The sequence below is a fragment of the Bacillus sp. SYZHCR11 genome (assembly GCF_057196865.1).
In genome coordinates, this window is the sequence record NZ_JBXUND010000003.1 from 191,666 (window position 1) to 203,393 (window position 11,728).

At 49.4% G+C, this 11,728-nt stretch carries 10 protein-coding genes; 6 read left to right on the forward strand and 4 right to left on the reverse strand.

Translation table 11 applies throughout. The features are described from left to right. The first annotated feature begins 13 nt into the window (after positions 1–13). The 5 genes from araN (at position 14) to cstA (ending at position 6,564) form a co-directional block, all read left to right on the forward strand. Positions 14–1,309 (forward strand): arabinooligosaccharides ABC transporter substrate-binding protein AraN, encoded by a 1,296-nt coding sequence (gene araN, locus AC2CGA_RS12770; RefSeq protein ID WP_003152512.1) that lies wholly within the window; start codon positions 14–16, stop codon positions 1,307–1,309. Positions 1,310–1,350: 41 nt separating this feature from the next. Then, the gene (gene araP, locus AC2CGA_RS12775) at positions 1,351–2,292 is read left to right on the forward strand and encodes an arabinooligosaccharides ABC transporter permease AraP (protein WP_003152513.1); all 942 of its coding nucleotides are present in this window, start codon (positions 1,351–1,353) and stop codon (positions 2,290–2,292) included. An 18-nt stretch (positions 2,293–2,310) separates the two neighbouring features. After that, on the forward strand, positions 2,311–3,138 hold the full coding sequence (araQ, locus tag AC2CGA_RS12780) for an arabinooligosaccharides ABC transporter permease AraQ (RefSeq protein WP_007612991.1): 828 nt from the start codon (positions 2,311–2,313) through the stop codon (positions 3,136–3,138). 18 nt (positions 3,139–3,156) lie between these two features. Next, positions 3,157–4,656, forward strand: a complete 1,500-nt coding sequence (arfA, locus tag AC2CGA_RS12785; protein ID WP_115996592.1) for an arabinosylfuranosidase ArfA — start codon at positions 3,157–3,159, stop codon at positions 4,654–4,656. A 111-nt stretch (positions 4,657–4,767) separates the two neighbouring features. Next, positions 4,768–6,564 (forward strand): carbon starvation protein CstA, encoded by a 1,797-nt coding sequence (gene cstA / locus AC2CGA_RS12790; RefSeq protein WP_484480210.1) that lies wholly within the window; start codon positions 4,768–4,770, stop codon positions 6,562–6,564. 68 nt (positions 6,565–6,632) lie between these two features. On the opposite strand, the gene AC2CGA_RS12795 is transcribed toward cstA, so the two are convergent. From AC2CGA_RS12795 to sspI, 4 genes are all read right to left on the reverse strand, one after another. Then, the gene (locus tag AC2CGA_RS12795) at positions 6,633–7,961 is read right to left on the reverse strand and encodes a (Fe-S)-binding protein (RefSeq protein ID WP_484480211.1); all 1,329 of its coding nucleotides are present in this window, start codon (positions 7,959–7,961) and stop codon (positions 6,633–6,635) included. Further along, positions 7,958–9,370 (reverse strand): glycolate oxidase subunit GlcD, encoded by a 1,413-nt coding sequence (gene glcD, locus AC2CGA_RS12800; protein ID WP_015387877.1) that lies wholly within the window; start codon positions 9,368–9,370, stop codon positions 7,958–7,960. The genes AC2CGA_RS12795 and glcD overlap by 4 nt, the downstream gene beginning before the upstream one ends. Positions 9,371–9,468: 98 nt before the next feature. Next, positions 9,469–10,554 carry a CdaR family transcriptional regulator gene (locus AC2CGA_RS12805; protein WP_014305544.1) on the reverse strand — a complete coding sequence of 362 codons (1,086 nt, stop codon included), beginning with the start codon at positions 10,552–10,554 and terminating at the stop codon, positions 9,469–9,471. A 61-nt stretch (positions 10,555–10,615) separates the two neighbouring features. Further along, positions 10,616–10,831, reverse strand: coding sequence for a small acid-soluble spore protein SspI (gene sspI, locus AC2CGA_RS12810; protein ID WP_003152527.1), 216 nt, complete (start codon positions 10,829–10,831; stop codon positions 10,616–10,618). A 120-nt stretch (positions 10,832–10,951) separates the two neighbouring features. Between sspI and AC2CGA_RS12815 the strand changes: the two genes are divergently transcribed. Beyond that, entirely contained in the window at positions 10,952–11,698 is a 747-nt protein-coding gene (locus tag AC2CGA_RS12815; RefSeq protein ID WP_029326041.1) for a TrmH family RNA methyltransferase, read from the forward strand. Positions 11,699–11,728 lie beyond the last annotated feature (30 nt).

The window sequence follows — 11,728 nt, forward strand, 5'->3', positions numbered from 1 at the left end:
AAGGGGTAATGACATGAAAAAAACGACCGCTGTATGTTTGGTGCTGATGATGCTCTTCTTGTTTACCGCCGGCTGTTCACAAGAACGGACTGCCGGCCGGCCGGGAGAAACGGAGCTGACGTTTTGGACGTTTAACGGTCTGCACGAACAGTTTTATCAGGAAATGGTCAAAGAATGGAATCAGAAGTATCCGGATCGCAAAATCAAGCTGAATACCGTTGTTTATCCTTATGGACAAATGCATGATAATTTATCGGTTTCGCTGATCGCGGGTGAGGGGCTTCCCGATATAGCCGACGTGGAATTAAGCCGGTTCTCGAACTTTCTGAAGGGGAAGGATATCCCGCTTGCCGATCTGACGCCGCTGATTGAAAAAGACCGCGATAAGTTTGTGGAAGCGCGTCTGGCCTTATACAGCAAAAACGGAAAATTGTACGGCCTTGATACACATGTGGGGACGACCGTCATGTTTTACAACATGGATATCATGAAAAAAGCGGGCGTTGATCCCGCCTCCATTAAGACATGGGAAGATTACCGGCGGGCAGGAAAAAAAGTGCGTGAAGCCGCTGGGAAACCGATGGGAACGGTTGAAACAAACGACTCCGCTACATTCCTATCCATGATTTCGCAGCAAGGGTCAGGCTACTACAGCAAAAACGGAAAATTGATTCTGAACAGCAAGACGAATACAGATACACTGAATGATGTAAAGGACATGGTAAATGATAAAACCCTTCTGCCGGCTCCCGGCGGCGGCCATCACAGCGAAGAATACTACGGTTTTATGAATCAGGGCGGGGCAGCCTCAGTGCTGATGCCCATTTGGTACATGGGACGGTTTATCGATTATATGCCTGATTTAAAAGGAAAAATGGCGATTTACCCTATGCCGGCCTGGAAAGAAGGCGGTGACAGATCAGCGGGTTTAGGCGGAACAGCCACCGTCGTGCCGAAGCAGGCTGAACATCTGGAGCTCGCGAAAGAATTTCTCGGATTTGCGAAAGGTTCAAAGGAAGGGAACATAAAGCTGTGGACGGTGCTCGGCTTTGACCCGCTCCGCTGGGACGTGTGGGATTCAAAAGAATTGAAGGAGAAAAACAAGTACACGGATTTCTTCCGGAACGGTACGTCAATTTTTTCCTCGCTCCTTGAAATAAAAGATGAGATCAATCCGATTTATCTGCACGAAGACTTCTCTAAAGCGGCTGATCTCGTTGTCAGACAGGTGCTGTTCGATGCGCTGAAGACGCAGGAAAAAACACCTGAGGAAGCCTTGGACGAGGCGGCAGAGCAATTAGAAAAATAGGAGAAGCCGCCCTATTTAACAGTGAAAGCGGGGGAGCTTTTATGAGACCTGTAAAGACAGAGACAGCGCAAACCGTTTCTGCAGTCCGGAAGAAGCCGCGCCGGCGCAATGTGCTGTATTCAAAAAAAGCGGCGCCTTATCTTTTTACGGCGCCATTTATCATTTCGTTTCTCGTTTTCTTTTTGTATCCGATCATCAGCGTGTTTATCATGAGCTTTCAGCGGATACTGCCGGGAGAAATTACATTTGTCGGGTTTTCCAATTATACCGCTCTTCTTAATCCAACCTTTTATACGGCATTATTTAACACATTGGAATATACCTTCTGGACGCTGATCGTGCTGATTCCGGTGCCGCTTCTTTTAGCGGTGATTCTGAATTCAAAGCTCGTCAGGTTCAGAAATGTGTTTAAATCGGCTCTGTTTGTACCGGCTTTAACATCGACGATCGTAGCGGGGATTATTTTCCGGCTGATGTTCGGAGAAATGAATACGTCGCTTGCAAACGAGCTGATGATGAAGCTTGGCGCATCACCCCAAAACTGGCTCAACAACAAAGGTACCGGCATGTTTTTAATGGTGCTGCTTGCGTCATGGAGGTGGATGGGGATTAACATTCTTTACTTTCTGGCGGGTTTGCAAAATGTGCCGAAAGAATTGTATGAGGCGGCTGAAATTGACGGGGCGAGTACGTGGAAAAAGTTCCGGCATATCACCCTTCCATTTTTAAAGCCGGTGTCCGTTTATGTGTTAACGATCAGTATGATCGGCGGTTTCAGAATGTTTGAGGAAAGCTATGTGCTTTGGCAGAATAATTCCCCGGGCAATATCGGCCTCACGCTTGTCGGTTATTTATATCAGCAGGGGCTTGCATACAACGAAATGGGGTACGGGGCAGCAATCGGAATTGTCCTTTTGCTTGTCATCTTACTAGTCAGCCTTGTTTCACTGAAACTGTCCGGTTCGTTTAAAGGGGAGGGATAAGCGTTGCGTAACAATCACATGTTTTCCGTGTACAGAGTCGCGTTTACCTTGTTTTTTATCATGCTGAGCCTGTTGTATATCTTTCCGATGATCTGTCTATTGCTCGGTTCATTAAAGCCGTCATCTGAGCTGATGCGCATCGGGCTGAATCTGCGTCTTGATCCGGATGTGATGAGCCTTGATAACTACACCTATTTGTTCAACGGTGGGAGCATTTATTTTAAATGGTTTTTTAACAGCCTGCTGCTCGGCGTCCTCACCACGGTTCTCACGCTGTTTTTTTCCTCTTTGATCGGCTACGGACTCGGTGTCTACGAGTTTAAAGGCAGAAATATTATTTTCGTTCTTGTGCTGATCATTATGATGGTGCCTCTTGAAGTGATGATGCTCCCGTTGTTCAAATTGACGGTGGGTCTTCATTTAATCGATTCTTATACGGGGGTGATTCTGCCGTTTATTGTGTCGCCTGTCGCCGTGTTCTTTTTCCGGCAATATGCGCTCGGACTTCCGAAAGATCTGCTTGATTCAGCGAGAATGGACGGCTGCACCGAATTCGGCATTTTCTTCAGAATTATGGCGCCGCTCATGAAACCGGCATTCGGAGCAATGATCATTCTTCAATCTTTAAACAGCTGGAATAACTTTTTATGGCCGTTGATCGTGCTTCGGTCGAAAGAAATGTTTACGCTTCCAATCGGACTTTCAGGGCTGCTGAGTCCGTACGGCAACAACTATGACATGCTGATTTCCGGGTCCGTTTTTGCGATACTGCCGGTGATCATCATATTCTTGTTTTTCCAAAAATACTTCATTTCCGGCCTCACAGTAGGCGGAGTGAAGGGATAGAGAGAGGGAGGAAATGTAATGAAAAAAGCGGGGATTACAGCAGATAAAGAATATATCATCGGTGAAGTGGACAAACGGATGTACGGATCTTTTATAGAACATATGGGCCGGGCGGTGTATGAAGGCATTTATGAGCCCGGACACCCGAAAGCCGACAAGGACGGTTTCAGAACAGACGTGCAGGAGTTAATCAAGGAATTGCAAGTGCCGTTCATCCGCTATCCGGGAGGGAATTTTCTCTCAGGCTACAATTGGGAGGACGGCGTCGGGCCGGTGAAGAACCGCCCGCGGAGGCTTGATTTGGCATGGCAGACGACAGAAACGAACGAAGTGGGGACGAATGAATTTTTAACGTGGGCGAAAAAAGTGAACGCCGAAGTGAATATGGCGGTCAATCTCGGGACGAGAGGGATCGATGCCGCCCGGAACCTCGTCGAATACTGCAACCATCCTGAAGGATCATACTGGAGCGACTTACGAAAATCGCACGGATATGAAAAACCTTACGGCATCAAAACATGGTGCTTAGGAAATGAGATGGACGGCCCTTGGCAGATCGGTCATAAAACGGCGCATGAATACGGACGGCTCGCCGCTGAAACAGCAAAGGTGATGAAATGGACGGACCCGACGATCGAATTGGTGGCTTGCGGAAGCTCAAACAGCGGCATGCCGTCCTTCATCGAGTGGGAGGCCGAGGTGCTTGAGCATACGTACGAGCATGTGGATTACATTTCACTGCATACGTATTACGGCAACCATGAAAATGATCTTGAGAACTATTTGGCGAAGTCTATGGATTTAGACCATTTTATTAAATCCGTCAAAGCCGTATGTGATTATATGAAAGCGAAAAAACGCAGCAAAAAAACGATTCACCTTTCTTTAGATGAATGGAATGTGTGGTATCACTCAAATGAAGCGGATAAAAAAGTGGAGCCATGGATTACGGCCCGGCCGATTCTCGAAGACATCTACAATTTTGAAGATGCGCTGTTGATCGGTTCACTGCTGATTACGATGCTGCAGCATGCGGACAGACTGAAGATCGCCTGTCTCGCCCAGCTTGTCAACGTGATTGCGCCTATCATGACTGAAAAGGGCGGAGAAGCATGGAGGCAGCCGATCTTTTACCCTTACATGCACGCCTCAGTCTACGGGAGAGGGACTTCGATGAAGCTGCTGATCACCTCCCCGAAATACGACTCGGCGGACTTTACGGATGTGCCGTATGTTGATGCCGCGGCCGTTTACCATGAAGAGGATGAAGCACTGACCATTTTTGCCGTCAACAAAAGCAAGGAACCGATGGAAACGGAGATCAAACTGAGGGGGTTTGAAGATTACCGCATCATTGAGCATATCGTGCTGGAGCATCAGGATATGAAAGCAACCAATCAAAAAAACAGAAAAGAAGTCATTCCTCACTCCAACGGAACGTCTTCGGCAAACGCTGAAGGGATAACGGCACATTTTACTCCGCTGTCCTGGAATGTCATCCGTTTATCAGGAAAATAATGTTCCGAAAAGCCGGGCTGCCGCTGCCGGCTTTTTTTTACGCAAAAATCATCTCCTGTTATCTGATAATTATGATAATATTTAGAAAAAGAGAAAAGGGGCTGGGATTAAATGAATGCGATTACAATCGTCATAGCGTCTATATGTATTTTGGCGATCGCCTATCGGCTTTACGGTACCTTTATGATGGTCAAAGTATTAAAAATCAATGATCAGACACCGACTCCGGCCCATGTGCTTGAGGATGGGAAAGATTATGTGCCCACGAATAAGTGGGTGTCATTCGGCCACCACTTCGCGGCAATCGCCGCTGCCGGCCCGCTTGTCGGACCGATTCTGGCAGCTCAGTTCGGCTATCTGCCCGGGCTTTTATGGCTGTTAATCGGAGCGGTGATCGGGGGAGCCGTGCACGATATTGTCGTATTGTTTGCATCAATGCGGAAAAACGGGAAAACGCTTTCTGAAGTCGCCAAAGAAGAGCTCGGCCCGGTGGCGGGCTTTTGCACCGGTCTTTCCATGCTGTTTATCATTACGATCACGATGGCGGGTCTGTCCATGGTTGTGCTGCACGCGCTTGAGAAAAACCCGTGGGGAACGTTTGCGGTGGGGATTACGATTCCGATCGCGATGGGGGTCGGCCTCTACTATAAAAAAACGGGCAATCTCAAACTGGCATCAACTGTCGGGTTTCTTTTGTTAATGGCCGGTGTTGTAATCGGGCCGCGGCTGCAGACAACGGCTCTCGGGGACATGCTGACACTGGATGCGAAAACGCTTGCAGTGGCGCTTCCCGTCTATGCGTTTTTCGCCGCGGCGCTTCCGGTTTGGCTTTTGCTGGCTCCGCGTGACTATTTAAGCAGTTTTATGAAAATCGGGGTTTTTGCCGCTTTGATCGCAGGCGTCTTTTTCGTCAATCCCGCCATTAAATTCCCGGCCGTAACGGAGTTTATTCACGGCGGAGGGCCGGTGATCGCGGGTCCTGTCTGGCCGTTTATTTCAATAACGATTGCCTGCGGCGCCATTTCGGGCTTTCATGCATTTGTCGGTTCCGGCACAACGCCGAAAATGCTGGATAAATGGAGTGATATAAAACCGGTTGCTTTCGGAGCGATGCTTGTGGAATGTCTCGTCGGAATTATGGCGCTCATTGCAGCTGCCGCTCTTGAGCCCGCCGACTATTTTGCCATTAACAGCACGCCTGAAATATTCCGCGCCCTCGGGATGAATGTCGTCCATCTGCCTGAATTGAGTAAAGAAATCGGGCTCAGTCTGGAAGGAAGAACGGGCGGAGCCGTTACGCTTGCCGTCGGAATGACGTATATCTTTACGGAGATTCCGTTTTTCAGTCATTTGGCTTCGTACTTTTTTCAATTCGTCATTATGTTTGAAGCGGTGTTTATTTTAACGGCGATTGATGCGGGAACCCGTGTCGCCCGGTACTTGATTCAAGAGTTTTTCGGAGAAGTCTATAAGCCGCTGAAAAAAACAGACTGGCTGCCGGGCTCGATTTTCTCAAGCGCGCTCGCCTGCCTGCTGTGGGGCTATCTTCTGTATTCGGGCGACATCAGTTCCATTTGGGCGCTGTTCGGCGTATCCAATCAGCTTATGGCATCTGTCGGCTTAATCATCGGTGCGACCGTCGTATTAAAAATAGCGGATAAGCGGCGCTATATACTGACATGTCTGATTCCTCTCGCTTATTTGTACGTGACCGTCAACTATGCGGGTTATTGGATGGTGCGGTATGTGTATTTGAACCCCGAAGCGGCGGGATACAGCGTGCTGAATGGCGTTTTATCCATTATCATGCTGATTCTCGGGCTTGTGATTATCATTGCGGCTGTGAAAAAATGGGCGAATGTATGGCGTGATCCGAGTGCCAGACTGGAAGCTTCAATACCCGGATAAATCCGCGGCCGATCCGAACATTGCAGCATCATAAAAGCAGAGAGCCGATCGGTCTCTCTGCTTTCGGCTTATGACAAATCCGCCGCTTCCAAAAGGTAATCCGCCAAATGAACCGCGCGGACACGGCCTGTTAATCCTTCGCGTAAAATGCCGAGCTGCATTTGCAGAAGGCATCCGGGATTGGCTGTCACGATGACGGCCGCCTCCGTTTTTCCGGCGGCTTTCATCTTGCTGTCTAATATTTTCATAGACATTTCTGACTCTGTTATATTATAAATTCCCGCCGACCCGCAGCAGCTGTCGGCCTTTTCCATTTCTCTGTACTCAGCCCCTTTAATGCTTTTCAAAAGCGTGCGCGGTTCCTCTGACGTATGCATCACATTGCGGAGATGGCAGGAGTCCTGATATGTGACGATATGAGGAGACTGCGCCCGCAGGTTTTTTTGATGGAACTTCAGATCAACCAGTACGGATGAAAAGTCTTTGAGCTTCCGGACGAATTGTTCGGCACGTTCCGCCCATCCAGGTTCATCTTTCAGTAAATGCGGATATTCCTGAAGAAAGGCGCCGCATCCGCCGGCGTTTGTAATGATATAATCAGCGTCAAGCGCCTCAAAAGCGGCGATATTCCGCTTGGCCAGTTCTTTTCCCATCTCTTTTTCTCCGCTGTGCCCGTGAAGCGCGCCGCAGCACGCCTGGCCGTCCGGAACCGCGATTTCACACCCGGCCGCCTGTAAAAGCGCCGTTGTCGCATGATTTGTTGCTAAAAACATCGTATCCATTAAGCAGCCCGAGAAAAAAGCGGCCCGTTTTTGGACGGGACCCGCGGCAGGAAGAAAACGCGGCCTTTCCTTCATGTCTTTCCGTTTCGGGGCGGGCGGGAGCACTTGTTCCATTGTGCGCAGATGTTCAGGCAAAACGCGCAGCATACCGGTTTTTCTGATGGCGATCTGCAGTCCCGATCTTTGGTATATTCCGAGAAGATTCACGGCTGCCTGCATGCGGTTTTGATGAGGGAAAAGCCCGGTGAAGGCGGCTTTCCGCAAGAGGCGCACGCCCGGCTTATGTTTTTTATTTTGATGAATGATATCCCTCGCTTCTTCAAGCAGCTGTCCGTAATTGACCCCTGCCGGACAAACGGGCTCGCATGCCCGGCATCCGAGACACAGCGAAAGTGAGCGCTCGACATCTTCATCCGGTTCGATCAGTCCGTCTGTGACGGCTTTCATCAGGGCGATCCGGCCGCGCGGCGAATGGGATTCTTGAAATCCTGATTCGATATAGGTCGGACAGGAAGGAAGGCAGAAGCCGCAGCGCATACAGTTCAGCAATTCACCTTCATCCATGCGGTTTTTGAATTCTGTTTGAATGTGTTGCTTCTCTTTAGCCGTTGTCATTTCATCATCACCACGCGTTTCCTTGATGAATTGGCGAATATTTTTCCCGGATTCAGCAGATTTTGGGGATCAAGCGCTTGTTTGATCGCTTTCATGGCGGTAATGCCTTCTGTTTTCAGCTTCATTTCTAAATACGGCGCTTTTACGATGCCGACCCCGTGTTCACCCGTTATCGTCCCGCCCAGCTCAATCGCTTTTTCAAAAATGGCGGCAAAAGCTTTTTCGACACGCTCCATCTCCTCTGTATTTCGGATATCGGTGGTGCACGTCGGATGGAGGTTGCCGTCTCCGGCATGGCCGAATGTGCAGATGGACAGGCCGTATGTTTCTGCAATCTCGTTAATGGCTTTGACCATGCCGGCAATTTGTGATCTCGGCACGGTCGCGTCTTCCAGAATCGTCGTCGGTTTCAGCCGGGCAAGGGCTGATAATGCGGACCGTCTGGCCTCTGTAAGCGCGAATGCCTCTTCCTCGGTTTCGGCCGTTTGGACGGATACGGCTGCTCCGTTTTTACAGATGGCTTCGATTTTTTCCATATCTCGTCTGACCGTTTCGATGTCACCGTCCTGTTCGATCAGCAGCACCGCTTTTGCATCGGTCGGAAGCCCGATCTTGGCGTAATCTTCAATGACCTGCAGTGTCGGCTGATCCAGAAATTCGAGTGTCGCCGGAATGATTTTTTCAGCGATGATGGCAGAAACAGATTCCGCAGCCGCTTCAATATGTTCATAGAGTGCAAGCAGCGTTTTTTTCGTTTCCGGCTTCGGAACCAGCTTTAAAGTCGCTTCCGTCACAACGCCGAGCGTACCTTCTGATCCGACGAAAAGCCGGGTCAGATCATAACCGGCGACATCCTTTGTCAGCTTTCCTCCTGTGCGGATGATATCGCCTGAAGCCAGCACCGCTTCAAGACCGAGGACATAATCCCGGGTGACGCCGTACTTCAAACCGCGCAGCCCGCCGGAATTTTCATTAATATTCCCGCCGATCGTCGATATTTTCATGCTGCTCGGATCAGGCGGATAAAATAACCCTTTCCTTTCAACCGCATGAATCATATCTTGCGTGATCACGCCCGGCTGGACGGTTGCCGTCAAATTTTCTTCATCGATTTCAAGAATGCGGTTCATATGTTTGAATAAAAGCACAAGCCCGCCTTCAGACGGACATGTGCCGCCGCATAAGTTTGTGCCTGAACCCCTCGGCACGATCGGAATGTCATGCCTGCTGCAAATCGTTAATATACGGGACACGTCATCCGCGCTGCGGGGAGCGATTACCGCATCCGGCATGGCTTGCAGCTGAGGAGCCGCATCGTAAGAATACACAAGACGGCCCGCCGCCGAATCATCATAATTCTCCTTCCCGACCGTCCGGATGAACGCTTCTTTTGCCTCTCGTGAAATCATGTTCTCCAACCTCCCTGATAAGAAAAGCGTTTTCATTTAATTGTAAAGAAAAACGATTCCGCACACTATGGAGAAAAATATGAAAAATGATGATATGATTACGTACTTTTTGTATGTTGATCTAAAAAGCGGAGCGCCAAATAAAAAGCCGTTATGTCTTCGGGGCGGTCAAGCTTCATATTTGTCAGTGATTCCAGTTTGGAAAGACGGTAGCGCAATGTATTGATATGAATATGCATGTCGTCGGCGGTGCGCTTTAACGATAATTGCCGGTCGAAAAAGGCGCGCAGCGTATCCAGAAGTTCTTCCCGGCCGAGTACATGCTCGAGAACCCGCCGTGAAAATTCCGACCGCGTGCCGGGTGCGATATCGGCAATACACATATCCAGTTTTAAATCTTCTTCAAAGACGGCCTGCTTGTCACCGATTCCGGCTGAAAGTGCTTTATCCGCCTGTTCGTATGATTCCGCGAGGCGCTCTCCCGGAACGATCCGTCCGATGCCGGCGGTGACAGGCTGCCCAAAAACGGCGCCGATCTTTTTGATGAGCTGTGTTTTGGAAGCCGAATTTGCTTCATGATTAATGAGAATGCGTTCATTTCCCCAGCGGACAAACAGGTCTTCAGGGCATTCGTTCTGCCAGAGCCGCCCGAGCTCCTCCGCTTTATATTGCTCATAACGTCCTTGAATGAGTATGATCCGGCGGTATGCGTGAAGGTCTGCGCCGATGAGCTTTGCTTTTTCTAAAAAGCCCGGAGACCATTCTTTCAGCTGCAGCCAATCAACCATAAAGGATTCAAGCATTCTCGCACGCCACTGCGCTTCTTCCATATGGCGCGTTTCTTTAATAAACAGCTCCGTCATTTTCCTGAGCAATTCTCCGAAAGGCAGGATATCGTCAGGGTCTCCTGTCAGACCGAACACTCCGATCACCTCATGGCCTGAAAAAACGGGGAGGTTCAGTCCTGCTTTTACGCCCTGGAGGCGTTTTTCATCTTCTTTCGTAATGATGACATTCCGTTTTTCGCGGGCGCAGATCAGTGCGCCTTCATGAAACCATCCGGCGCGCGCCTCGTTGGTGCCTGCGATGATCATCCCTTTTGTATCGGCAATAATCACTTCGCGGCTGTACATATGTTTGACTTCGGCAATCAATTTCTTTGCCAGTTCCGGCTGTAACTGCATGGCGATCCCCCTCGCCATTATTATACAAAAAAAACCGGGTGTGCCATCACCCGGTTCATGCTTATTGCGCAGGTTTTAATCCGCCTTCAAGTGTTTTGAGCATTTCATTTTTTTCTGAGTCTGACGCATGCTGCCAAAGAACTTCGAATAAGACGCCGAGGCCCGGAAGCATTTTTTCTTCACCGCTTTGGATGGCGTCAACGATAGTATGCTCCAGCTGATCCTGGTTATTGCCGGTTACATTGGCAATAACGGCGTTGCGTAAATTAAGATCCATTACAACCGCTCCTTTTTCCTGAATGTGATACGCATATTCTTACCGCGCACGCGGTTTATTATGTGCTGTTCTTGAGATATAATAACAACATGCATGAAAAAAGGAGAGCACAGACATAAAGTGAAACGAATCGACTCTGCAAAAAACCAAAAAGTGAAGGGCTGGAAAAAACTTCACACAAAAAAAGAGAGACTTAAAACGAATACATTTCTGATAGAAGGAGAGCATCTGGCAGAAGAAGCGCTCAAATCAAAGGGAACGGTAAAAGAAATTCTCGTAAACGATGAGAGCGCCATTCCGGCCGATCTGGATATGAGCATTCCGTGCTACGTGCTGAGCGAAGACGCGTTTTCAGCCGTGACGGAAACGGAAACGCCGCAGCGGATCGCCGCGGTCTGCCATATGCCGGATAAGCGGCCTGATCAGCTGAAGCGGCTGCTTCTGATTGATGCCGTACAGGACCCGGGGAATTTAGGAACAATGATCAGAACGGCAGATGCGGCGGGAATCGACGCCGTTGTCCTTGGTGAGGGAACGGCAGACCCGTACAACGGAAAAACGCTGCGTTCAGCGCAAGGATCTCATTTTCATATTCCCATTTTAAAACGTCCGCTTGATGAGTTTACCGCCGAGCTGAAATCACAAGGCGTCGCGATCTACGGCACGGCGCTTGAAAACGGTGCGGCTTATCAAAGCGTGAAGCCTGAAGAATCGTTCGCGTTAATCGTCGGGAACGAGGGGGCGGGAGTGGACGCCGGCCTTCTGCAAAAAACCGATCTCAATCTGTACGTTCCGCTGTACGGACAGGCGGAATCGCTGAATGTGGCGGTAGCGGCCGCCATCCTCGTTTATCATCTCAGAGGATAGGTTGCGAAAAATCTTGGATTTCACTATAAT

Excerpts from the sequence above, each read along its gene's own strand:
- araN (WP_003152512.1), top strand. The coding sequence starts at position 14 with ATGAAAAAAACGACCGCTGTATGTTTGGTGCTGATGATGCTCTTCTTG.
- araP (WP_003152513.1), top strand. The coding sequence starts at position 1,351 with ATGAGACCTGTAAAGACAGAGACAGCGCAAACCGTTTCTGCAGTCCGG.
- araQ (WP_007612991.1), top strand. The coding sequence starts at position 2,311 with ATGTTTTCCGTGTACAGAGTCGCGTTTACCTTGTTTTTTATCATGCTG.
- arfA (WP_115996592.1), top strand. The coding sequence starts at position 3,157 with ATGAAAAAAGCGGGGATTACAGCAGATAAAGAATATATCATCGGTGAA.
- cstA (WP_484480210.1), top strand. The coding sequence starts at position 4,768 with ATGAATGCGATTACAATCGTCATAGCGTCTATATGTATTTTGGCGATC.
- AC2CGA_RS12795 (WP_484480211.1), bottom strand. The coding sequence starts at position 7,961 with ATGACAACGGCTAAAGAGAAGCAACACATTCAAACAGAATTCAAAAAC.
- glcD (WP_015387877.1), bottom strand. The coding sequence starts at position 9,370 with ATGATTTCACGAGAGGCAAAAGAAGCGTTCATCCGGACGGTCGGGAAG.
- AC2CGA_RS12805 (WP_014305544.1), bottom strand. The coding sequence starts at position 10,554 with ATGCAGTTACAGCCGGAACTGGCAAAGAAATTGATTGCCGAAGTCAAA.
- sspI (WP_003152527.1), bottom strand. The coding sequence starts at position 10,831 with ATGGATCTTAATTTACGCAACGCCGTTATTGCCAATGTAACCGGCAAT.